General features: G+C 36.0%; 22 protein-coding genes. 17 read left to right on the forward strand and 5 right to left on the reverse strand.

From position 1 onward, the window contains the following. Nucleotides 1–10: 10 nt before the first annotated feature. On the reverse strand, nucleotides 11–838 hold the full coding sequence (locus tag IW15_RS01590; protein WP_165585149.1) for a GT-D fold domain-containing glycosyltransferase: 828 nt from the start codon (nucleotides 836–838) through the stop codon (nucleotides 11–13). A 319-nt stretch (nucleotides 839–1,157) separates the two neighbouring features. Here IW15_RS01590 and IW15_RS01595 point away from each other — a divergent pair, with 319 nt between their 5' ends. The 10 genes from IW15_RS01595 (at nucleotide 1,158) to ypfJ (ending at nucleotide 10,600) form a co-directional block, all read left to right on the forward strand. Next, a complete protein-coding gene (locus IW15_RS01595) occupies nucleotides 1,158–2,180 on the forward strand; it encodes a hypothetical protein (RefSeq protein WP_034708766.1) in 1,023 nt (340 codons plus the stop codon). A gap of 132 nt (nucleotides 2,181–2,312) precedes the next feature. Next, complete coding sequence (locus IW15_RS01600; RefSeq protein ID WP_034708767.1) at nucleotides 2,313–3,509, forward strand: NTF2-like transpeptidase; 1,197 nt, start codon at nucleotides 2,313–2,315, stop codon at nucleotides 3,507–3,509. Then, nucleotides 3,509–4,045, forward strand: coding sequence for an adenine phosphoribosyltransferase (locus tag IW15_RS01605; protein WP_034708768.1), 537 nt, complete (start codon nucleotides 3,509–3,511; stop codon nucleotides 4,043–4,045). Before IW15_RS01600 ends, IW15_RS01605 begins: the two co-directional genes overlap by 1 nt. Before the next feature lie 137 nt (nucleotides 4,046–4,182). Then, nucleotides 4,183–4,890, forward strand: coding sequence for a YfgM family protein (locus IW15_RS01610; protein ID WP_034708769.1), 708 nt, complete (start codon nucleotides 4,183–4,185; stop codon nucleotides 4,888–4,890). A gap of 3 nt (nucleotides 4,891–4,893) precedes the next feature. After that, complete coding sequence (gene ribH, locus IW15_RS01615) at nucleotides 4,894–5,412, forward strand: 6,7-dimethyl-8-ribityllumazine synthase (RefSeq protein ID WP_034708771.1); 519 nt, start codon at nucleotides 4,894–4,896, stop codon at nucleotides 5,410–5,412. 220 nt (nucleotides 5,413–5,632) lie between these two features. Next, nucleotides 5,633–7,711 carry an LTA synthase family protein gene (locus IW15_RS01620; protein ID WP_084681348.1) on the forward strand — a complete coding sequence of 693 codons (2,079 nt, stop codon included), beginning with the start codon at nucleotides 5,633–5,635 and terminating at the stop codon, nucleotides 7,709–7,711. A 91-nt stretch (nucleotides 7,712–7,802) separates the two neighbouring features. Beyond that, nucleotides 7,803–7,976 carry a bacteriocin-like protein gene (locus tag IW15_RS23245; protein WP_449389513.1) on the forward strand — a complete coding sequence of 58 codons (174 nt, stop codon included), beginning with the start codon at nucleotides 7,803–7,805 and terminating at the stop codon, nucleotides 7,974–7,976. A 31-nt stretch (nucleotides 7,977–8,007) separates the two neighbouring features. After that, nucleotides 8,008–8,880 (forward strand): hypothetical protein, encoded by an 873-nt coding sequence (locus tag IW15_RS01625; RefSeq protein WP_034708773.1) that lies wholly within the window; start codon nucleotides 8,008–8,010, stop codon nucleotides 8,878–8,880. Next, nucleotides 8,858–9,694 carry a GLPGLI family protein gene (locus tag IW15_RS01630; RefSeq protein ID WP_034708774.1) on the forward strand — a complete coding sequence of 279 codons (837 nt, stop codon included), beginning with the start codon at nucleotides 8,858–8,860 and terminating at the stop codon, nucleotides 9,692–9,694. The genes IW15_RS01625 and IW15_RS01630 overlap by 23 nt, the downstream gene beginning before the upstream one ends. 48 nt (nucleotides 9,695–9,742) lie before the next feature. Then, nucleotides 9,743–10,600 (forward strand): KPN_02809 family neutral zinc metallopeptidase, encoded by an 858-nt coding sequence (ypfJ, locus tag IW15_RS01635; protein WP_034708775.1) that lies wholly within the window; start codon nucleotides 9,743–9,745, stop codon nucleotides 10,598–10,600. Between the two features lie 50 nt (nucleotides 10,601–10,650). Here the strand turns inward: ypfJ and IW15_RS01640 are convergent, their stop codons facing one another. After that, nucleotides 10,651–11,487 (reverse strand): GLPGLI family protein, encoded by an 837-nt coding sequence (locus IW15_RS01640; RefSeq protein ID WP_034708776.1) that lies wholly within the window; start codon nucleotides 11,485–11,487, stop codon nucleotides 10,651–10,653. Nucleotides 11,488–11,494: 7 nt separating this feature from the next. After that, on the reverse strand, nucleotides 11,495–12,448 hold the full coding sequence (locus IW15_RS21855; RefSeq protein ID WP_084681349.1) for a GLPGLI family protein: 954 nt from the start codon (nucleotides 12,446–12,448) through the stop codon (nucleotides 11,495–11,497). A 214-nt stretch (nucleotides 12,449–12,662) separates the two neighbouring features. On the opposite strand from IW15_RS21855, the gene IW15_RS01650 reads away from it, so the two are divergent. From IW15_RS01650 to sufD, 4 genes are all read left to right on the forward strand, one after another. Next, the gene (locus IW15_RS01650; protein ID WP_034708778.1) at nucleotides 12,663–12,992 is read left to right on the forward strand and encodes a HesB/IscA family protein; all 330 of its coding nucleotides are present in this window, start codon (nucleotides 12,663–12,665) and stop codon (nucleotides 12,990–12,992) included. A gap of 57 nt (nucleotides 12,993–13,049) precedes the next feature. Then, nucleotides 13,050–14,498 (forward strand): Fe-S cluster assembly protein SufB, encoded by a 1,449-nt coding sequence (gene sufB, locus IW15_RS01655; protein ID WP_034708779.1) that lies wholly within the window; start codon nucleotides 13,050–13,052, stop codon nucleotides 14,496–14,498. Between the two features lie 73 nt (nucleotides 14,499–14,571). After that, a complete protein-coding gene (gene sufC / locus IW15_RS01660) occupies nucleotides 14,572–15,315 on the forward strand; it encodes a Fe-S cluster assembly ATPase SufC (protein ID WP_034708780.1) in 744 nt (247 codons plus the stop codon). Between the two features lie 139 nt (nucleotides 15,316–15,454). After that, on the forward strand, nucleotides 15,455–16,762 hold the full coding sequence (gene sufD / locus IW15_RS01665) for a Fe-S cluster assembly protein SufD (RefSeq protein WP_034709802.1): 1,308 nt from the start codon (nucleotides 15,455–15,457) through the stop codon (nucleotides 16,760–16,762). Nucleotides 16,763–16,825: 63 nt separating this feature from the next. On the opposite strand, the gene IW15_RS01670 is transcribed toward sufD, so the two are convergent. Then, entirely contained in the window at nucleotides 16,826–17,746 is a 921-nt protein-coding gene (locus IW15_RS01670; protein ID WP_034708781.1) for a DUF3078 domain-containing protein, read from the reverse strand. Between the two features lie 210 nt (nucleotides 17,747–17,956). Then, the gene (locus IW15_RS01675; RefSeq protein WP_034708782.1) at nucleotides 17,957–18,883 is read right to left on the reverse strand and encodes a DUF3078 domain-containing protein; all 927 of its coding nucleotides are present in this window, start codon (nucleotides 18,881–18,883) and stop codon (nucleotides 17,957–17,959) included. A 264-nt stretch (nucleotides 18,884–19,147) separates the two neighbouring features. On the opposite strand from IW15_RS01675, the gene IW15_RS01680 reads away from it, so the two are divergent. The 3 genes from IW15_RS01680 (at nucleotide 19,148) to gdhA (ending at nucleotide 22,605) form a co-directional block, all read left to right on the forward strand. Then, nucleotides 19,148–19,915: a rhomboid family intramembrane serine protease gene (locus tag IW15_RS01680; protein ID WP_034708783.1), complete on the forward strand. Its 768-nt coding sequence runs from the start codon at nucleotides 19,148–19,150 to the stop codon at nucleotides 19,913–19,915. Nucleotides 19,916–19,946: 31 nt separating this feature from the next. After that, a complete protein-coding gene (gene dprA, locus IW15_RS01685) occupies nucleotides 19,947–21,056 on the forward strand; it encodes a DNA-processing protein DprA (protein WP_034708784.1) in 1,110 nt (369 codons plus the stop codon). Between the two features lie 190 nt (nucleotides 21,057–21,246). Beyond that, nucleotides 21,247–22,605, forward strand: coding sequence for an NADP-specific glutamate dehydrogenase (gene gdhA / locus IW15_RS01690; protein WP_034709803.1), 1,359 nt, complete (start codon nucleotides 21,247–21,249; stop codon nucleotides 22,603–22,605). Nucleotides 22,606–22,632: the final 27 nt, after the last annotated feature.

Consider the following 22,632-nt stretch of genomic DNA (forward strand, 5'->3'; position numbering starts at 1 on the left):
AGATCACGAGTTACATTGTCTTTATGATGGATTTTTCATATTTCAATCTCTCGTTTGTTGGTATTTCAAGGTTGAGCTGTTCTGTGGCTTCATTCACCAGCCTTCCTTCAACCGGTATTTTTTCCTGTGCATTTTGCAGGTACCACATATATTCCAAATCTACGTGCCCAGTATCTATTGTCCAGATATTTTCTTTTGCCAGATCAAAAGCCATTACTGTCGCTGTAGGACCTAATGCAAGAAGAACCAATTTATTTCTTCCATGGGTTTTAATTTCAGAAAGAATTTCATGATAGGCAGAAAAAGCATCTTTCGTGGGGCAAAGTATTCTTTTCAATGATTTTACTCCATCAAAAAGATCATTTCCAACGCCTAAACGAGAATATGCTCCTTCCACAATTAGAACATCCTGATCTTCCCAAATTTTTTTAAACTTCTTCAGGATATTCGGAATATGCTTTTTTGTTTCGTAATCTAAATAAAAACGGGTGATAAAAGCATTGGAATATTTTTTTTCAGGTTTAAGATGCTGCGAGATCTGAACTCCTACCGTGTTGATGTAATTCAGCCACCAAAATTTTACCCGCCAATTGAGATTATTTTTCAAAGAGAAAGTTTCGGGAATGGCAATAAGATGATTGGGTAAATTGGAGGCCAAAACTTCTCTAAGCCTCTCCGTTAATTCAATACTCCCATTTTGAAAGCCAATACCAGAAGTATTCAGTACTAAACGAAACTCTCCATCTCCAAACCTGCTGATATTTTTTTTATGAGTTATAATTTCATCCAGCGTTTCTGCCAGCGTTTCCACTTTATAGAATGGAAAATTTTTTCTCAACTTTCTTGTGTTGAAAAAAAAACGGTAATAATGGTATCTTTTTGTTAAGCTATTCATCAGAATCTAAAAATTAAGAAAAAAGCAAAAGACTTAAGCTTTTCCTTTAAAATATACCCCTAAATTAGGAACGGGTAAAAATACAATATTTTTCTAAGTGCATGAAAAAAAGGAGAAAACATCTATATTTGTCTCGTTTAAGGATTAAATAACCCGTTTTTTTATGGGTAGAATTGAATATTGAAAAAACTTTCAGGCAACCATTTCAAATTTCATGCGTCTTATAAATAAACCTGATTTTTAATACCTCTTACCATATACCATGAAAAAGAATCATCTGTTTTATCTTCTGTTTATTTTGCTGTTCAATCTTGCTGGCGCGCAAACCATTACTTTTATTTCAGATAAAAGTTCCAACCCATTACCCAAGGTTTCTGTTTTCGGAAAAGATGGAAATATTCTGGCGTATTCTGATATCGATGGAAAAATTGATAAAAAATCCTTGAGCCCGGAGCAGGAAAAATTTAAAATTGTCTATGATAACTTTCCGGTAGCTACCTTATCCTATTCTGACTTTGATAAGGATATCATCCGACTGAATGATCAGGTAAACGAAATTGAAACGATTGTCATTAAAAATACCAAACCGGCAAAATACATCTTTATTAAAGGAAATTTCAATTCTTACGTAACCGTAAATAAAAGGTTAAACTGCTATGCAGACGGAATTGTAACTTATATTTTCGATAATAAAACGAAGAAGCTGAAAAGCACCAACGTTGAGCAGTACAGAGTCTATCGTCTGGATGATCCAAAAAGCGAAAAAAAACAGACCGCTTCATGGGATTATGCGTCTTCCTTATCCGTTCCTGAAATGAAAAACGTGGGAAATTTGGAAGAATACAAAAAGAAAAACACCAAAGTGAAGGAATTAAAAGGGGAACGAAAGGACGAAATAGAAATTACAGGGGAATTTCTTCAGCAAAAAGAATTTGCATTTCTGGGATTCCGGTTTTTTGATCTGAAAGGAATCATCAATATAGCATTTGAAAAAGACTCCAAGAAAACACTGAAAGACCTGATGGAATATAACGAGATTGATTTCCTCAAACTGAAACACAAATCTGAAGAAAATTACAATCAGTTAATGGCGTACAGTAACTTCTACTCTACTGAGTTAGGTTTTATCAATGAAAATGACCTTGAAAAGGTAAAATTCAAAAAAGAAAGCAGCAGCTACACTTCAAAATTCTGGGAAAACCCTTCATTTCCCAATATGCAGCTCGTTTTCAGCTCATTCTTTAAAGATGATTTAAAAGAACAGGAAAATAAACCCCAAAATTAAAATTCATCTTTTCCAATAAGCGTTCAGAAATAGACCTTAAAAACCTGCCTAATTTTAACTAAAACAGACAAAGTAAAAATAAAAACTCTTCATTAATAAAGGTTTTACTAAATTTGTAGCAAACAGATAAAAATGAAAAAGTTTTCTTTTCTACTAGTTTTCAGTTTGTTGCTTTTTACTGCATGCAAAAAAGACCATGTAGATGCGACAACTACTAAAACGTTACAGTCAAGTATCAACGACATGACTTCCAGTCTTACGACCATTAAACAGATTAAGTTTAATGAAGCACTCTATATCCTTAAAACATTTGGAGTGGAAGCAGACGGCGATGTTAATGAACTGAAAGCTCTTGGCAAACTCATCGACGGAAAAAAGGTTCCCGAAATTTTAGCACTCGCAGACGAAGTGGCTCAAAAAAACGGAATAGAATGGGCAAGCACATCGCCACCGTCATTAGGAGAAATGAACATCTTTGGAGATGATAAAGCCAAAGAAAGTGATCCCAATGATGTAAAAGCTGCTTCTTTAAGCATTATCACAAGACCTACTGCCGATGACGGAAACGGAGCTACTGCCATCCAGATTATTCCTAGATTAGTAGACAATGCAGGAAATCCTATTTCATTTACCGGTGCCGGACTGGAAGCAACATTGGAGGTTTTCAGTAACGGAGTAAGAATATCTACCGCTAAAAACCTGATGCAGGATAATAACTTTAAAGGTTTTAATCTAAAATTCTCGTCTATCCTTGCTTCAAAAGTAGTGGATAATAAAATTGACATCACCGTTTCTGTAAAAACAACGGCAAAAACATTCAAAATGTCTAAAATCGGATTGGATGTAAATCCTTCTGCATTGAAAGTTCCAGCTCCTCCAAAAACGGATTCAACTGCAATAAACCAGGATCCAAGTGCAGTTGTAGACCCTAATAATCCTACAGTTACGCCTACTACTCCAACAGATCCTAATGCCGCAACTCCTCCTCCAGCTGCACCAAAACAGCCTGTAGCAGACCCAAAAAATACAGTAAACAAGTTTTTAAGTAATGTAGGTTCTCAAAATCTTAAAGCAGCATTTGATGCATCAAGCAACCCAAGCTGGGGAAGCTATGAATCTTTTGCAAGCGCAACTTCCGGTTTTGGCTCTGTAAAAAATGTAAGTGTAAAAAACATTTCATCCAACGCATCCAATAACACAAGCGCAAGCGTTAATGCTACCTACGATGTTACCGATAAAAGCGGAAAAACAACTTCTCTGAAAGTAACTTTCGGACTTAAAAATGTAAACGGAGACTGGAAAATTTCCAGTTATAAAATAAACCCATAATGGCGTCACAAGAACTCATCAGAAAATTAGAGGAAACCATTGAAAATGTTCCGGATTTTCCAATCCCGGGGATACAGTTCAAAGATATCTCTCCTATTTTTTTGAATCCTAAACTTTACGAAGCTGTGATCGAAGACCTGGTCGCTTTCAGTAAAGGAAAAGTAGATGCTGTCTGTGGTATAGAAAGCCGCGGGTACCTTTTTGGTATTGCCATTGCAGTTGCATTAGAAGTTCCTTTCATCTTAATCAGGAAAAAAGGAAAACTTCCACCAGCTACCGTTTCAGAAAAATATGACCTGGAATATGGAAGTGCAGAAATAGAGACACGCGAAGGACAGATCAAAAAAGGACAGCGGGTATTAATTCATGACGATCTGCTGGCAACAGGAGGAACGACAGAAGCAGCCGCAAAACTTGTCGAAAAACAAGGTGCAAAAGTGGCTCAGTTCAGCTTCCTGATTGGCTTAACAGATCTCAAAGGAGATGAAAAGCTTAAAAAATTCGATGCTGAAATCTACCATATCCTGAATTATTAACAATACATGCAGGTCCTGTCAAAGTATTTTCACGGATAAACAATTTATAATTCACAAGATTTACGCAATAATACTCGCAAAGTATTTTGTAAATCATTCAGAAACAATTAAATTTGCAATTCAATTTTTAAGAATTTATGGCAAAATTGGGAAAGAATGCTCAAAACGAGCAAGAAGGTAAAGAAACGGTTGAGTTCTTTAAAGACCTTGATAGAGAGGCTTTAAACACTGAGAGATTTCTTGAAAAATATTCAAAACCTCTAAGTATTGCATTTGGAGTTTTGGTGTTGGGTGTTTTAGGTTTCTTTGCTTACAAACAATTCGTTGTAGCGCCTAAAAACATTGAAGCTGTAAAAAGTTTCCTTGCTGCACAAAAAAATCTTGCCGAAGGGAAAGATAAAGAAGCATTGGGAGGAAAATCTGCTGCAAATCCAGGTTTTATAGGAACCTATAACGAATACTCTAATACCAATGTAGGTAAACTGTCTGCTTATAATGCGGGTATACTGAAATTTAAAGAAGGAAAATACCAGGAAGCGTATGATCTTCTTGATAAGTTTTCGTCTGACAACAAAACATTGATGGCAATGAAATATGGCGCAATGGCAGATGCTCAGTCAGGTCTTAACAAAAATGATGAAGCCTTATCATTGTTAGACAAAGCATCTTCTGCATCTGATGATCCTTACACCACTTACTATTTTACAAGAAAAGCAGGTATTGTAGCTTTAGGATTAAAAAAGAATGCTGACGCTAAAAAATACTTCTCTGTAATTGACGAGAAATATCAGGACTACGACAACGGAATGTCTGATTCTTATATTGAAATGACTAAATATTACTAAAAAATGGCAACAGTTAATCTTTCCGATTACAAGCCACTTCATATAACCAATGCCGAAGATTTTTCTATCGGCATTGTTTTTTCTGAGTGGAATGATTTTGTAACGTACAATCTTCGTGATGCAGCCTTGGAAATCCTTGAGAAAGAAGGCGTAAAATCTGAAAATATAAAACTTTTTCCGGTGCCGGGAGCTTTTGAACTCAACTATGCGAGTATGCAGCTTTGCAAGGAAAGAAAATATGACGCTGTCATTGCAATAGGATGTGTTATCAGAGGGGAAACTCCACATTTTGATTTCGTATGTTCTGCAGTAGCACAGGGAATCAAAGATTGCAATATTCTGACCGATACTCCTACCATTTTCTGTGTTTTAACAGATGATACTAAAGAACAGTCTATAGCGAGAAGTGGCGGCGATTTAGGAAATAAAGGAGTAGAAGCTGCCGTAACGGCTTTACATATGATTAATTTTAAAAAGAATTTATCCGAGAAGAAAGGCAATATCGGCTTCGGACATTCTTAATAATTTATTTATTGATACCATACAGGACTATTTTTAAATAGTCCTTTTTTATTTTGTATACCCTCTATACTTTATATATTGGAATTCTTTCAACCCTATTAAAAACCCTAAACGAATATTAATTCTGTCATAAAATTTCCTTCAGGCAGCAGGTTTACATTTTTTTTGTTAAAAAATAGCACACAAAAACTATCTTTGTGAAAGTTAATATACCATCCAGATGTATCCTCAAAAAATAAAACCATTCCTGTATTTAGGGATTTTTTACCTTATTATTTCTTTAGTCATAAGAGTAATATTCTTTTTTCATCCCATTACTACAGCAAGTTTCAGCGTTTTCGAAGTCATTAAAGTTCTTTCAATAGGCTTTCTGAATGATGCTTTTGTATTCGTCCTTGCCAGTTCAATTTTGGCGATATACTTTTTATTTCTCTCCAACTCAAAATACAAAAAGCCGTATGGATATATCATTCTGGGGATTCTTGTCCTCTTTTTCCTGTATATCTGGCTGGTTCCCAACAATATTTTCAAGCAGTATGGCGGATCTATATCAGAAGTAGCCCTTACCTTTGTAGGAATCAAGGCACTTTTCTTTGCTCTTATGCTGTTTCTTCCCAACCAAAGGATCAAAATACGGAACGTATTATATTTCATCACATTACTGCTCTATGTTTTGCTGATTATCTTCAATGCGGTGAGTGAATATTTCTTTTACAATGAATTCGGAGTACGTTATAATTTCATTGCGGTAGATTATCTTATTTACACCAATGAAGTCATTGGAAATGTAATGGAAAGCTATCCTGTAATTCCGTTATTTTCAGCAATATTGATCGTTACCCTGGCGATTACATGGTTTATATTTAAAAAGACGAAAAACGAATTACTGGAATTACCCAATTTTAAACAAAAAATGGTCTTACTGGGATCTTTTATTGTGCTTTCATTGATCAGTGTATGGGCGGTATCATCTTTAATGAAGATCAAATCTGAAAATGTTTTTGCAGACGAAATTGAAAATAATGGTCTTCCAAAATTCTACTGGGCATTTACCCATAATGAATTGGATTATTTCCAGTTTTATTCCCAAATCGACCAAAGAGAGGCGGAAAAGAATTTTTTAAGCCAGTTTCCGGAACATACGTTAAAAAGAACAATTACTGCTGAACAGCCAGAACTTAAGAAGAATGTAGTGCTAATCTCTATTGAGAGCCTTTCTGCAGACTTCATGGAACATTACGGGAACACACAAAAGATCACTCCTTTCTTAGACAGTCTGGCGAATCAGTCATTGATGTTTACAAACCTTTATGCAACCGGAAACAGAACGGTAAGAGGACTGGAAGCTTTGACACTTTGTATCCCTCCGACTGCCGGAGAAAGTATTATTAAAAGAGATGATAATAAAAATAAATTCACAACAGGCAGCGTTTTTAAATCCAAAGGTTACGATGTGAAATTTTTATACGGCGGGTATAGCTATTTCGATAATATGTCAGATTTTTTTGGAGGAAACGGCTATGATATTGTAGACCGAAATAACTTCAAACCTGAAGAAATCACATTCGCCAATGTTTGGGGAGTGGCGGATGAAGATATGGCGAGAAAAGCCATTCAGGTGATGAATTCGGAGGCGAAATCCGGGAAACCGTTCTTTAATCACTGGATGACAGTTTCCAACCACCGACCTTTTACGTATCCTGACGGAAGAATTGATATCCCTGGGACTGCAAAATCCCGTGAAGGAGGCGTAAAATACACCGATTATTCTCTGCGACTGTTTTTTGAAATGGCTAAAAAACAAGACTGGTACAAGAATACCGTTTTCGTGATTATTGCTGACCACTGTGCATCAAGTGCCGGAAAAACAGAACTTCCGATGGAGAAATACAGAATTCCGGCTATGATATTCTCTGAAGGGTACATCCAACCTCAAAAATTTGACAAACTGATGTCGCAGATTGATCTTATGCCGACTTTGTTTGGATTGCTTAATTTCAGTTATCAGTCTAAATTTTTAGGCCAGGACGTTTTCAAAAAAGAATTCCAGCCTAAAGCCTATATTGCTACTTACCAGGATTTGGGATTTGTAAAAGACGGCTACATGACCATCATTTCTCCGGTAAAAAAAGTAAAACAATACTCATTAACCGCAGAACAAAGCGATCTGGCTCCTGAATTCAAATACAAATACGATGAGAAATTGCTGAAAAACAATAACGAACAGTTAATTAATGAAACTATTTCTGCCTATCAATCGACTTCTTATTGGCTGAAAACAAAGCAGCTGAACCGATAGTTTTTATCTGATAATAAAGGCTTTATAAAAGTCACCATTGTATGATTTTTTTTATTACTTTTGAAAAGATAAAACTTTAACCAAAATTATTATGAAAAATCTTAGAAAAATTTCAAGAAGTGAATTAAAATCAGTGAAAGGAGGAGCAGAGTTAAATTGTCATTGTAGTCCTGGTGATTCTGGATTACCTCCAATAGATACAATCTCACCTGATGCAGAGACATGTTTCAAAACATGTGTATGTTATAGAAAAGGAGGATGTTAAGTAAACACTTTAAAATATTATACTTTACCATATGAAGTATTCATTTTCTAATAAGAGGATATTCTGTATCCTCTTATTTTATTTCTCAGCGGTAAGTGCTCAGAAAGTTACCTTTATCAACAATACGAATACCTCTGTTACCATTAAAAATGGTGATAAGGAGATTAATATTCAGGATCATGAAAAAAAAGAACTGGCAGATGTAACAGACATCTTAATGCTTAAAGAAATAGACAGATCCATTTATTTATTCCTGGAACCAACAGAAAAGCTCACCATAACTTTAGAAAAGGCCTATAAACTACATTACGCTGGTAACCGGGCCTCAGTCTATGAGTACATCAATGGAAATTTAAACGCTGATACCTATGGAAAATCCAATGATTATGTAAAAGCGATAAAAAATAAAAATCTTGGAGAATTAGCTAAATATTCAGAGTTGCTATTGATAAATATTCTAAGAAATATCAAGCAAACTAGTATTTTACCCACTGAAAATGATTCTTATGCCACCAAAAAAATGAAAAACTACATCAAATACAATTGGCTAATGACCGTTTTCTCTGCCATTGACAGCCAGAATGATAAAAATTTTTCCGGACAGGCTCTTAATTATTTCAAAAAATATATTGAAGTTGATCTTCCCCAATACAGATGTGTTACTTTTTACCAATACAGCGTTCTTGAAAATTTAGCCCGATATAATAACCTATTAGAGAAAAAGCTGCCCACTTATCCTATCATCGAACATACAACAACAGAAAGAGATAACATCAATCAGTTTCTCCCTAAGACATGTCAGAAATATTATTTTTCTAACAAATACGGATATCTCAATCACATCAATAGTCCTGAAAAAGAATACTATAAAAAAATTTTAAATGAAAAATTTAATGATCAGTAAAGAGATTTTATTAAAAACTGTCATTCTATCCTTCGCCTTTTGGTCATCAAGTTTTTTTACACAAAACTATCAGGTTACCTACGAAGTAAAGTTTAAGCCAAAAAAAGAAAGTGATTCGCTGGTCAAAGAATATATGGTCTTAAAAATTATTAAAGGGCAAAGTATTTTCTATAATGTAAATAAAGAAAAAATAGATTCTCTGGTAAGAATAAATAACTTTAAAGCAGTTTATACGATTAACAGCTCTTTATTAAGATTACAGGTGTCTAAAAGTCTATCTAAAGATTACAGTACAATAGGAGTTACTTTTAACCAGTTCAAGTATTGGTACAAAGAAAAAAATCCAAGATATTATGACCTTAAAAAGTATGGCCCCTTTAAGGAATATACCGCCAATGAAGCCTTCACCGACTTTGGGCAGAGAAAGTGGCATATTTTATATACCCCTGATATCCCAATCAATGATGGGCCTTATATTTTTTCAGGACTTCCAGGTTTAGTGATAAAAGCGGAATCTATAGATGGAGATTACAGTTTCGAAGCTATTGAAATCAAAAAATTAACTGATTCACTGCTATTAACAGAAAATAAAGAAAATATAAAAAAAGATAAACTGATGAAAAATATTGGTGATTTTATTAAAGATCCTGCTTCTCATCGCATTAATTTCAAAAATGATTTTGGAGACAGTTTTACCTATGAATTCGGCGGAGCAAGGGATACAAGCTATAACAAAACAAATGAAATCATACAAAAAGTTCTTCAGGATTTTAATAATTATCCGGATAAAGATATTCCAGTCATAACATTTTAGTGGTGGTAAACATTTATTTTATAAATTTACCTACACAAAAAAAATACTATGAGATGGACAGACGACAGAAGTGATAATGTTGATGACCGCCGAGGCACCGGAGGAGGTGGAGGTATGATTGTAGGAGGCGGATTGGGAACATTAATTATTGCTGCTATAGTTTTCTTTTTAGGCGGCGATCCTTCTTCTTTACTTTCTTCTGGCGGTGGAAATGCACCTGCAAAGACTGAACAGAGAACATTAACCCCTGAAGAACTTCATATCCGGGAATTTATAAAAATGCTCACCGCTGAAAATGAACAGACATGGACATCTATTTTTACAGCTAACGGAATGCAATATACTCCGGCTACAGTCGTGTTATTTGAAAATAATACCACTTCAGAATGTGGACCTGCCGAGTCGGCAATGGGACCTTTCTACTGCCCGGCAGACCAAAAGGTGTATATGGATATGAGCTTTTTTAATGAACTTCAGGAAAAGTTTGGAGCCAAAGTGACGGAATTTACAGTGGCTTATGTTTTAGCACATGAAATGGGTCATCACGTACAGACCTTATTAGGAACCACTCAAAAAGTAGATGCGCTGAGAAGAAGCGGACGCTATTCTGAAGCCGACCTAAACAGAGTATCTGTCGCTACAGAATTACAGGCTGATTTTTATGCCGGTGTCTGGGCAAAAAACACAGATGATAAGGAACATATTTTACAGCCCGGGGATTTGCAGTCTGCCATTGATGCCGCACAGGCCGTTGGGGATGACAATATCCAGAAAAAATCTCAGGGATATGTAAATCAGGAAAGCTTTACGCATGGATCTTCTGCACAACGTAAAGAATGGTTTATGAAAGGCTATAATACCGGAGACATTAAGCAGGGTGATACCTTCAACCAGCTTTTAAAATAATCTCTTTTTAAAAATAAAAATCCCTGAAGTTATTCTTCAGGGATTTTGTTTTATTGCAGTTCTATCGGGTTGCTGTTTTTCTTAGCTTCTTCTTTTACCCTCTCTTCCATTCTTTTTCTCATATCCGCAGGATTTTGGTTGCCGCCACCGCCACCTGCTCTCGGTGGAGCAGGAAAGCCACCACCTCCATTTTGCATAAATGATATCGGATCGGTCTTATATTTTTGTTGTTGCTTCAGGTAATCTGTTCTCTTAACTTTCAGGGTGTTTCCAAACTGATTTAAAGTAGGAATTTCAGCAATTTTATAATTCTTCATCAGGTCGAAAGAATATTCACCTTTATCATCTTCAACTTTAACAATAAGCCCGGGAAGTCCACTAAACTTATAAGGTCCGTCCTGATAAGGCAGATCTGTTGTAAACCAAGCTGTCCATTTTCTTCCTCCAAAATCGGTGGTTGCTTTTTGAACCTTATATTCTCCTATCTTAGAAGTTTCGGAAGACATCTTCCAATTCAAAGGGCGATCCTCTTCGTAAACGTAAATATCTCTTCCTATTCTGTCTTTATAATATACTTTCTGACTGGATTTATCTTTTTCAACAGAATAGTTGATATTGGTCCTAAATCCTTCCAGCTGCTCTCTATTAATTGAGCCTCTTCCGCCTCCGCCCTGAAAGGCTTTCTGTAAAGTAGAATCTCTTTTCGCTCTGTTTTCAGAATAAAACAGGGATTTTTCTGCTGAAATATCTAAATATGCATGTTCTGTTTTAATATCATTTTTATTTTCAGCGTCTGGTTTCATCGTAACTTGATACACAAACCGGTTGGTCTGCGCAAAAACATTCTGTATAAACAGCGCTAAAGCAATGATGCCTATTTTTTTCATTTTTAATTTATTTTAATTCAATTGGGTTTTGGCTTATGCCGCTTTTAAAAGGAAGATTTTCTGTACCGGTATTTGAAATGGAAGCAGAATTATCTTCCATTCCTCTGTGTGACATTCCGCCACCGCCTGAATGGCCGCCGCCGCCCATTCCGCCACCTCTCATGCCGCCCATTCCGCCGCCATGTTTTCCACCTCCGCCTGCAAAGTTCTGCGTCCGTCCATCACCACCTCCTGCCTGAAGTCTTTTATTTTTCAAAAATTCCAGTTCCATTGCAGCTTTATCACTGTGGAAATTAACTCTTGTACTTTGTCTTGCATCAGAAGAAACAGGCTCTTCAAAAGCATTTTTCAACATCACTTTTTTAACAAGATCGAATTTATAATCTCCTTTATCGTCTTCTAATTTCACGATCAGACCCGGTAATCCGGAAAATTTATAGGGTCCGTCCGAAACAGCAATCTGTTTGGTAAACCATGCCGTCCAGACTCTTCCTCCAAAATTGGCAACCGCTTTCTGAGCAGGATATCCGTTTTGCTGCCCCGTATCATTCAGAATATCCCATTGTATAGGCCTGTCTTCCTGATAATAAATTTGCTTCCCGGCTACTCTATCATAATAATATACCTTATGATCAGGAATATTTTTGGTAATGTAATAGTCAAAAAAAGTAGGCTCAGCATGTTTTCCTATGCCAAGCTTGGAAAAATCTTTTTTTTCTTTTTTGTTCTCTTCTTTTTCATCCATTTTCATTGTGGTGAATAAAGAATCTTTAATCAGCTTGTGTTCACTGATAAATAAAGAGCGGTTTTCTTTAACATCCAAAAATGTTCTTTCACTTTTCATGCTTACCAGATTGATTGAATCCGGATTGACTAAAGTTTCATAAATGTATCTTACCGTCTGTCCATAGGACATCGTTAATAAAAACAACCCAAAAAAAACGAGGAGTTTCTTTTTCATAATTATTTCTTTTATAGATATAAAATCCGGTTCAAAGTTAAATCAAAAACAGATTCTTCAGATTGACAATAGAAAATTTATATAATTTTAACAGTACCAATCATATTTATAATGATCTTAATAAGAACGGAATCATTAAAATAGATATCTTCAATTTGAGATTGCGGAAATTAGTTCGTATTTTTGCATGATTAAATCATTCTAAATAAATACAATGATAAAAGTTTCAGATTACGCAAAGGAAAAAGCGATCCAATTGATGACAGAGGATGGCTTCAACCCTACTGAAGATTATATAAGAGTTGGGGTAAAAAGCGGAGGATGTTCTGGATTAGAATATGTTTTAAAGTTTGACAACCAGAAAACAGATACAGATCAAGTTTTTGAAGACAATAATATCAAAATTATTATAGATAAAAAGTCGATCCTCTATTTAGCGGGTACCACTCTTGAATATTCAGGAGGTTTAAACGGAAAAGGATTTGTATTCAACAATCCTAATGCATCCAGAACATGTGGTTGTGGAGAGAGTTTTTCTTTATAAGGAAAGACAGTAGATAATATCAGACTCAGACTATGTTCTGAAATCTAAAAAAAAACAATGAGTAAATATACTGAAGACGACTTAAGAGTTGATCTAGAAAATAAAAAATACGAATTCGGTTGGGAAACGAAGATCGATTATGAAGATTTCCCCATTGGATTAAATGAAGATGTTATTCGTGCTATTTCTGCTAAAAAAGAAGAGCCGCAATGGATGACAGACTGGCGTTTGGAATCTTTCAAGATCTGGCTGAAAATGGAAGAACCTACTTGGGCAAATATCAAGTATGAAAAACCGAATTTTCAGGGAATCCGTTATTATGCAGCACCGAAATCAAATCCTGAACTGGCAAGTCTGGATGAGGTAGATCCGGAATTACTAAAAACGTTTGCAAAACTTGGTATCAATATCGAGGAACAAAAAAGACTTTCAGGGGTAGCAGTAGATATCGTTATCGATTCTGTTTCTGTGAAAACAACGTTCCAGGATACTTTGATGGAAAAAGGAATTATTTTCTGTTCCATTTCAGAAGCCATTAAAAATCACCCTGACCTGGTGAAGAAATATCTTGGAAAAGTAGTTCCAAGAGGTGATAATTTTTACGCCGCACTAAATTCCGCAGTATTTTCTGACGGAAGTTTCTGCTATATTCCTAAAGGAGTAAGATGCCCAATGGAATTATCTACTTATTTCCGTATTAACCAAGCCGGAACAGGTCAGTTTGAAAGAACTCTGGTTATTGCTGATGAGGGAAGTTACGTATCTTATCTTGAGGGCTGTACAGCTCCATCAAGAGATGAAAACCAGCTTCATGCTGCTGTTGTAGAGCTTATTGCTTTAGATGATGCTGAAATCAAATATTCTACCGTTCAAAACTGGTATCCCGGAAATGAAGAAGGAAAAGGAGGTGTTTTCAACTTTGTAACCAAAAGAGGAATTTGCGAAAGAAATGCAAAAATATCCTGGACCCAGGTTGAAACCGGTTCTGCAGTAACCTGGAAATATCCGTCTTGTATATTGAAAGGGGACAATTCTATCGGAGAGTTCTACTCTATTGCTGTGACGAATAATCACCAATATGCAGATACCGGAACGAAAATGATCCATATTGGAAAAAATACGAGATCAACCATTATTTCAAAAGGTATTTCAGCAGGAAAATCACAAAACTCATACAGAGGATTGGTAAAAGTAATGCCTTCAGCAAAAGGAGCCAGAAACTTTTCTCAATGTGACTCTTTACTGATGGGTAATGAGTGTGGTGCCCATACATTCCCTTATATTGAAATTAAAGATCCAACAGCGCAATTAGAACACGAAGCAACCACTTCAAAAATCGGAGAAGATCAAATCTTCTACTGTAACCAGAGAGGAATTGATACGGAAAGAGCAATTGCACTGATTGTGAATGGTTTCAGCAAAGAAGTTCTGAACAAACTACCAATGGAATTCGCAATTGAAGCCCAAAAATTACTGGAAATTTCTCTGGAAGGTTCTGTTGGATAATAAAAATAAATCAAGAATAAGCGGTAAGAAGTGATTATTCAATTACCTATTACCAAATGTCATATTAAAACTTATGTTAAATATAAAAAATCTACACGCCAAAATTGAAGACGGCGCAGAAATATTAAAAGGTATTAATCTAGAAATAAAGCCAGGTGAAGTTCATGCGATCATGGGACCTAACGGTGCTGGTAAATCTACTCTTTCTTCTGTAATTGCAGGAAAGGAAGACTACGAAGTTACAGACGGAGAAATTATTTTCCAGGGAGAAAACATCATTGAAGATGCTCCTGAAGATAGAGCACACAAAGGAATTTTCCTTTCTTTCCAATATCCGGTAGAAATTCCCGGTGTTTCTGTAACGAACTTTATAAAAGCTGCTTTAAACGAAAACAGAAAAGCAAACGGACTTTCTGAAATGCCGGCAAAAGAAATGCTTGCTATGATCCGTGAAAAGTCTGAAAAGCTTGGCATCAAGAAAGATTTCCTTTCAAGATCTCTAAACGAGGGATTTTCCGGAGGTGAAAAGAAGAGAAATGAAATTTTCCAGATGATGATGCTTAATCCTAAATTGGCGATTCTTGATGAAACAGATTCAGGATTAGATATCGATGCTTTAAGAATTGTGGCTGACGGGGTAAACCAATTTAAGAATGAAGGAAATGCAGTTCTTTTGATTACTCACTATCAAAGACTTCTTAATTATATCCAGCCGGATTTTGTTCACGTTTTAGCCAACGGTAAAATAATTAAAACTGGTGACAAATCGCTTGCTTTGGAATTGGAAAGCAAAGGCTACGACTGGCTTCTTAACTAATATTGAACGCTAGAGCATTTTGGGAACAACCTATTGTATGTTTTCCGGGATGACAACGAATGAAACGGGAAAACCGTAACATATTGACAACAGTTTTATTTTAAATATATTAAAAAAGGTGATGGCCGAAATATCAGTAATGGCGTTATACGAACAAATTACAGACAACCATAGTAAATTTCTGGAGAGCCTTCGTCACAGATTTTTAGACGAGGACAGACAGGCTGCTCTTCATACATTTGAAAACCTTGGTTTTCCTACAAAAAAAGACGAAGAATATAAATATACCAACCTAAAGGAAATCACGGAAAAAAGCTACAACTTTTTCCCGAAAGAAAGTCATAATATTACGAAAGAGCAATTGGATCTTCTTCATTTGGGAGAAGAGAATTTTGACTGGATCGTTTTTGTAAATGGTAAGCTTCATAAAGAATTATCAAAAGTTTCTATTGAAAATGTAGAGTTTCTTTCTTTCAATTATGCGTTGAATGATGAGAAGCACAAAGAGGTTTTTGATAAGTATTTTAATACAATTGCTTCCAAAGACACTGCTTTTACTAATCTAAACCTTGCGTACTGCAAGTATGGGTTCTTTTTGAAAGTCCCAAAAAATGTAGTGATTGAAAAACCAATCCACGTTTTTTATATTTCTCAAAATCAGGAGGAAAATACGTTCTACAACACTAGAAACTTATTGATCGTAGAAGAAGGAGCAAAAGTGGAAATCATTGAAAGTCATCATAATTTTGATGATACTTTTGTACTGACCAATTCAGTAACAGAGATCTTCACATATCCTAATGCTAAAGCAGACTGGCATAAAGTTCAGAATGATAATGACACTTCTTATCTGATAGACAGTACTTTTGCAAGACAGGAAAAAGACAGTTTAACCACTGTGAATACGTTCACCTTCGGAGGTAAGCTGGTAAGAAATAATCTGGATTTTATTCATAATGGACAGAATATCAATTCATTCATGAATGGAATTACCATTATTGGAAAAGACCAGCTGGTAGACCATCATACGGCGGTTCACCACAACCAGCCTCACTGTGAAAGTTACCAGAATTATAAAGGGATCTTTAAAGATAATGCACATGGTGTATTCAACGGAAAAGTCTTCGTTGACAGAATCGCACAGAAAACAAATGCGTATCAGCAAAATAACAACGTTTTATTAAGCGAAGGAGCAACGATTGATACCAAACCTCAGTTAGAGATCTTTGCAGATGATGTGAAGTGTTCTCACGGCTGTACGGTAGGTCAGTTGAATAAAGACGCCCTGTTCTATTTAAGAGCAAGAGGTATTTCTAAAAAAGAAGCTCAGGCTTTACTGTTATATGCATTTGCGAATGATGCCATGCAGAATATCGACATTGAACCTTTGAAAGAGAAAATATCAAAGCTTTTAGCAGAAAAACTGGAAGTAGACATAGAGTTCTAACAATAAATTGATACATAAAAAGCACCTCGACGGAGGTGCTTTTTTACTTTTATACCTGTTGGATTATTTCATCCAGGATTGATTGTCTTTTTTGTCGGAACGTTTTCTTCCGTTATCAAAATTATATCCAAATCCCACTCCTAAAGTCTGTTTAAGCTGTGTTTTCTGAATTTGATTATGATCATACATCAGATCCAAAGTAATATTGGAAGAAATATATTTATTGATCTTCATATTTAAAACAGCACCATAAGCAAGTACTAATCTGTCAGGATGATCCAAATAATTTGAAAATACAGAACCCGTATTCGTCAAGTTAATATTCTCCATAAGCTTCACTTTATACATTGCCGTTCCTAAGAAACCAAACTGAAACAATGAAGTATCGCCATCTTTCTTCAGCCCGTAGCTTCCGGCATATTGCAGGTCTTTATCTGATACAAAAGTTATTCTTGCGTTAGCAGGACGCAGGGTCATTGTAAAATTGTCATTGGGACGGTAAGTCACCCCTACCCCAACATTAACGTACCCGGGAGCCATAAAATTTGAAATTTTACGGGCATCAGGATTATTCCCGTCTTCATATCCGGCTGCAAACTGAGTCTGCAGGCTTGCACCTCCGGAAAGATACCAGTGCTGTGCAAATTCTCTTCCATAGTTTGTAGAAAGATTAATTACATCCTGTGTTTTTCTTGTTCCTGTACCTTTTGTATTATTTTGTCCGTAGCCCAGAATAACGATGTTTTCCCAGAGATCTTTACCTTTCTCGTACGTCATATTGTAATTGACTCCTGCGAGCCACCCAACATTATTGGCTCCCCCGCCAACCCAGTTTGAAAAAGCAGCCTGATTAAGCATTAATGTGTTTTGTCCCTGGATCGACCATGCCTTTACGGTATCCGCCACAGGGGCATCGGTTTTAGCTTCTTGAGCAACAGCACTTACCCCTAGAGAAAAGGAAGCGGCTAATAAAAGTTTTTTCATATTTAACGATTTTCATTACAAATGTATAAATATAATTCCTCACGAAAAACAAATCACACAAAACTGAAATATGAAACTATTATTTAATGCATTAAGATTATAAAAATTAAATATAGAAACGTAAACAACTTATCTCTGCACATTATCTAAAGCAATAAAATGGGCGGGCTTTCAAATTTGAAAGCCCGCCCATTTGTAAAGTGTATTTTTTTATTTTTTAATCCACCATTGACTGTCTTTTCTCTCGGAACGTTTTACCCCATTACTAAGGGTGTAGGCAAAACCAACTCCTAAAGTTTGCTTCAGCTGAGTTTTTTGAATCTGGTTGTGATCATACAGCACATCTAAAGTAATATTGGTAGAAATAAATTTATTTACTTTCATATTCAAAAGTGCACCGTAGGCTAATACAAGCCTGTCCGGATGATCCAGATAATTTGAAAATACAGAAGCGGTATTGGTTAAATAAATATCTTGCATCAGCTTCACCTTATACAATGCTGTGCCGAGAAAACCGAATTGCAATAACGAAGAATCACCATCCTGTTTTAAACCATAACTTCCTGCAAACTGAAGATCCGGGTCAAGAACCAGAGTCCATCTGGCATTGGCAGGACGTAAAGTAACTGTAAGATCATCATTGGGCCTGTAAGTAATACCCAAACCAAAGTTAAGATAACCAGGTGCCATAAAGTTAGAAATTTTCTTTGCCCCCGGATTGTTTCCATCCTCATATCCTGCAGCAAACTGGGTCAGTAAACTTGCGCCTCCAGATAAATACCAGCTTTTTGAAAACTGCCTTCCATAATTGGTAGAAACATTAAGAACATCCTGAGTTTTCCTAGTTCCAATACCTTGTGTATTGTTTTGTCCGTAATTTAAAATAATAATATTTTCCCAAAGATCTTTATCTTTTTCATAGGTAATATTATAGTTTGCTCCTGCAAGCCAACCTATATTATTGGCTCCGCCTCCTACCCAATTGGAGAAAGCAGCCTGATTGATCATTAACGTATTTTTGCCTAAAACTGACCAGTACCTGATCGTATCTATTTTTACAGAATCATTCTTAACTTCTTCTTGAGCATTTGCATAAATTCCTATAGAAAAGGAAAGAATCAATAAAAACTTTTTCATTATTTTAAATGATTTTCACTACAAAAGTATTAATATATTTTTTGTTGAGCGAAAATTTCACAGATAAAGAACTTTAAAAAAGCATGGCTACCATTATAAAAAACTGATAATAAACCATTTATAAACAGTCACTTTGAACAGATTATATTGCATAGCCAATGGCCTAAAACCTTACCTTTTGTCTTAAAATCCATCCGAATTGTATAAATCATCGCCAAAATTTCCGAAATTTATCATTGGCTTTTGATTTGACGTAAAACCTTCATGTTTAAAAATGTAATTTCCAACAGAGCTATTATATACCCACTGGTAATGCTTGCCGCCATGTGGTTTGGCTACTTTTTGCAAACGCAGGGATTTTTCATCAGCTGTTTTGGCGCCATCATTCCCTTACTTCCGGAAGGCCTGCTTGGAATTATAACTTCTCCCCTTTTACATGGAAATCTGGACCATATTATAGGGAATTCAATTCCGATCGCTGTATTGATGTTCCTCCTCTACCAATTTTATCCTTTAGTGGCCAATAAGGTATTTATCAGTGGCTGGCTGGCTACAGGTTTACTAGTTTGGCTTTTGCCACCTATAGACATTGTTACTGGCGAATACATGTACACCTGCACAATCGGTGCAAGTGGAGTTGTTTATGTTCTGGCGTTTTTCCTTTTTTTCAGTGGCGTATTCAAGTGGAATACAAAACTTTTAACGATATCTCTGCTTGTCGTCCTCTATTATGGAAGTTTGATCTGGGGAATGTTCCCGGAAGAATTGTTTTACAATCTTCAGGAGCCCAGCAAAATCTCATGGCAAGCGCATCTTTCAGGTGCTGTAGTAGGGAGTATTATAGCTTTTGCGTTTAAAAATGTAGGAGAGAAAAAGAAAAAATACATCTGGGAATTTCCTAATTATTATAACGAAAAAGATGACAAGCTGTGGCAGGAATACAAAGAAAATCATCCCGATGACTTCCTGGAGCTGCCTTATAAAAAGCGTGACGATATCTGGGATCATTTGGAAGAATTAAGGCGGAAATAAACTTATTTTACTACATTTGAAAAAAACACACATGATTTCCGAAGAATATCTCTATGCAATTGCACTGCGCGAATGCAGCTTTATCGGCGACATCAATTTCCATAAACTTGTGCAGACTTTTGGAAGCGCAAAAGAAACCTGGGAAAAAGCAAAAAAAGAATACAGCAGACTGGATGGAATAGGTAGAAAAACCGTTTCTGAGATTGGTAATACAGAACACCTGAAATTTGCAGAAAAAGAACTTCAGTTCTGTGAAAAGAATAGCATCCAAATTAAACTCAGACATCTTGGCGAAATTCCTCAACTGCTTAATGAATGCGATGATGCTCCCGCTATTCTGTATCAAAAAGGTTCCTTTGATGACCATCGTCAAAAAATAAGTATTGTAGGAACCAGGAATATAACGCCTTACGGTAAACAGTTTATCCATGATTTCTTTGAGGAAACTCAATCCTTTAATTATTTATCAGTCAGCGGACTAGCTTTAGGCATTGACAAAGAAGCCCATGAACAATCTCTTCATTATAAAGTTCCTACAGTTGCTGTTTTAGCCCACGGCTTTCATACGCTGTACCCGGCAAAAAACAGAAAATTATCTGAAAAAATACTACAGGAAGGAGGTGCTTTACTCACGGAATTCAATTCAGCAAGAAAACCGGACAGAGAAAATTTCATTCAAAGAAATAGAATTGTGGCGGGAATTTCTCCTGCGACGATTGTTGTAGAAACAGCTTTTGGAGGTGGATCAATAAGCACGGCAGCTTTTGCCAATCACTACAACCGGGACGTTTTTGCCCTCCCTGGAAAGATAACAGATTCTTACAGCCAGGGATGTAATCACCTGATTTTTCAGAACAAAGCGGCGGCCATTTCGTCTGTAAAAAACCTAATCGATTCTTTGGGATTTCATAAACCTAAAGAGAAAATAGAAGAGCTGTTTCCTTATCACGAAACAACCATACAACTCTCTGAAAATCAAAAACTAATACATCAATCCATAAGAGACAATCCACAAATTTCTTTAGACGATTTGGCGGAAAAAATTTCACTCGCTTCATATAAAATTTTACCTGTAATTTTAGAATTGGAGCTTTTGGGGAAAGTGAAATCGCTTTCCGGGAGACAATTTTTGGCAATTTGATATTTAACGATTTCTTAATATTACATTATTTCAGACATAACATTTAATTTTTAACAAAAATTACACACAAATTATCAATTTAATAAAAATTCGAAACATTATTATTAAATTTTTAACAATCTTTAAATAAGGTATTGTGAATCTTGAAAAAAAAATTAAATTTGTTGACAATAATATTCAACCTTACTATATGGAACAATATAATATTGACCAGAAGATCCAGGAGTTTATTGCAAAGATTGAAGCAAAAAATCCTAATGAGCCAGAATTTTTACAAGCTGTAAAAGAAGTTGCTGTCACTGTAATTCCGTTTATTATGACCAAAAAGGAATATACAGGAATGAAGCTGCTTGAAAGAATGGCTGAAGCTGAAAGAATCATTATCTTCAGAGTTCCATGGGTTGATGACAAAGGAGAGATCCAGGTAAATAGAGGTTTCAGAATTCAGATGAACTCTGCGATCGGACCTTACAAAGGAGGAATTCGTTTCCATCCTACGGTAAACCTTTCTGTTCTTAAGTTTTTGGCTTTTGAGCAAGTGTTTAAAAACTCTCTGACGACTCTTCCAATGGGTGGTGGTAAAGGAGGTTCAGATTTTGATCCGCAAGGAAAATCTGATATGGAAGTAATGCGTTTCTGCCAGGCTTTCATGACAGAACTGTGCAAGCACATTGGTCCTGAAACGGATGTTCCTGCTGGGGATATCGGTGTAGGTGCAAGAGAGATCGGGTACCTTTTCGGACAGTACAAAAAAATCAGAAACGAATTTACAGGAGTTCTTACCGGTAAAGGTCTTGCTTACGGAGGTTCATTAATCCGTCCTGAAGCTACAGGATATGGTGTTGTTTACTTTGCTGAGCAAATGCTTAAAACAATCGGACAGACATTCAAAGATAAAACGGTAACGGTTTCAGGTTTCGGTAACGTAGCCTGGGGAGTTATCAAAAAAATAACTGAACTGGGAGGCAAAGTAGTTACCATTTCCGGACCAGACGGATACGTGTATGATAAAGACGGTATCGATGGTGATAAAGTAGATTACTTATTAGAACTTAGATCTTCAGGAAACAACAGAGCTGAAGATTATGCTAAAAAGTATCCATCTGCAGTATTCCATGCTGGAAAACGTCCTTGGGAAGTAAAGTGTGACGTAGCGATTCCATCTGCTACTCAAAATGAACTTGACTTACAGGATGCTAAATTACTTGTTGAAAACGGATGTTTATGTGTAACTGAAGCGGCCAACATGCCTTCAACTTTAGATGCGATCAACTATTTCCTAGACAGCAAAGTATTATTCTCTCCTGGTAAGGCTTCTAATGCCGGTGGTGTAGCCACTTCAGGATTAGAAATGACTCAAAACTCAATTCGTTTGAACTGGACTTCTGAAGAGGTGGAAGCAAGACTGAAAGAGATCATGATTGGGATCCACAAAGCTTGCAGAGACTACGGAAAAGAGGAAGACGGCTATGTAAACTACGTAAAAGGCGCAAATATCGCCGGCTTCGTGAAAGTTGCTGAAGCAATGTTAGCTCAGGGAGTTGTCTAAAAAATAAATACAGGTCGGGAATTTTCC

It is taken from the genome of Chryseobacterium soli (assembly GCF_000737705.1).
Classification (GTDB): Bacteria; Bacteroidota; Bacteroidia; order Flavobacteriales; family Weeksellaceae; genus Chryseobacterium; species Chryseobacterium soli.

Excerpts from the sequence above, each read along its gene's own strand:
- gdhA (WP_034709803.1), top strand. The coding sequence starts at position 21,247 with ATGGAACAATATAATATTGACCAGAAGATCCAGGAGTTTATTGCAAAG.
- IW15_RS21855 (WP_084681349.1), bottom strand. The coding sequence starts at position 12,448 with ATGAAAAAGAAACTCCTCGTTTTTTTTGGGTTGTTTTTATTAACGATG.
- IW15_RS01640 (WP_034708776.1), bottom strand. The coding sequence starts at position 11,487 with ATGAAAAAAATAGGCATCATTGCTTTAGCGCTGTTTATACAGAATGTT.
- IW15_RS01680 (WP_034708783.1), top strand. The coding sequence starts at position 19,148 with ATGTTTAAAAATGTAATTTCCAACAGAGCTATTATATACCCACTGGTA.
- IW15_RS01620 (WP_084681348.1), top strand. The coding sequence starts at position 5,633 with ATGTATCCTCAAAAAATAAAACCATTCCTGTATTTAGGGATTTTTTAC.
- IW15_RS01610 (WP_034708769.1), top strand. The coding sequence starts at position 4,183 with ATGGCAAAATTGGGAAAGAATGCTCAAAACGAGCAAGAAGGTAAAGAA.
- ribH (WP_034708771.1), top strand. The coding sequence starts at position 4,894 with ATGGCAACAGTTAATCTTTCCGATTACAAGCCACTTCATATAACCAAT.
- IW15_RS01595 (WP_034708766.1), top strand. The coding sequence starts at position 1,158 with ATGAAAAAGAATCATCTGTTTTATCTTCTGTTTATTTTGCTGTTCAAT.
- IW15_RS01675 (WP_034708782.1), bottom strand. The coding sequence starts at position 18,883 with ATGAAAAAGTTTTTATTGATTCTTTCCTTTTCTATAGGAATTTATGCA.
- dprA (WP_034708784.1), top strand. The coding sequence starts at position 19,947 with ATGATTTCCGAAGAATATCTCTATGCAATTGCACTGCGCGAATGCAGC.
- sufB (WP_034708779.1), top strand. The coding sequence starts at position 13,050 with ATGAGTAAATATACTGAAGACGACTTAAGAGTTGATCTAGAAAATAAA.
- IW15_RS01670 (WP_034708781.1), bottom strand. The coding sequence starts at position 17,746 with ATGAAAAAACTTTTATTAGCCGCTTCCTTTTCTCTAGGGGTAAGTGCT.
- IW15_RS01625 (WP_034708773.1), top strand. The coding sequence starts at position 8,008 with ATGAAGTATTCATTTTCTAATAAGAGGATATTCTGTATCCTCTTATTT.
- IW15_RS01650 (WP_034708778.1), top strand. The coding sequence starts at position 12,663 with ATGATAAAAGTTTCAGATTACGCAAAGGAAAAAGCGATCCAATTGATG.
- sufD (WP_034709802.1), top strand. The coding sequence starts at position 15,455 with ATGGCGTTATACGAACAAATTACAGACAACCATAGTAAATTTCTGGAG.
- IW15_RS01630 (WP_034708774.1), top strand. The coding sequence starts at position 8,858 with ATGAAAAATTTAATGATCAGTAAAGAGATTTTATTAAAAACTGTCATT.
- IW15_RS01605 (WP_034708768.1), top strand. The coding sequence starts at position 3,509 with ATGGCGTCACAAGAACTCATCAGAAAATTAGAGGAAACCATTGAAAAT.
- ypfJ (WP_034708775.1), top strand. The coding sequence starts at position 9,743 with ATGAGATGGACAGACGACAGAAGTGATAATGTTGATGACCGCCGAGGC.
- sufC (WP_034708780.1), top strand. The coding sequence starts at position 14,572 with ATGTTAAATATAAAAAATCTACACGCCAAAATTGAAGACGGCGCAGAA.
- IW15_RS23245 (WP_449389513.1), top strand. The coding sequence starts at position 7,803 with ATGAAAAATCTTAGAAAAATTTCAAGAAGTGAATTAAAATCAGTGAAA.
- IW15_RS01600 (WP_034708767.1), top strand. The coding sequence starts at position 2,313 with ATGAAAAAGTTTTCTTTTCTACTAGTTTTCAGTTTGTTGCTTTTTACT.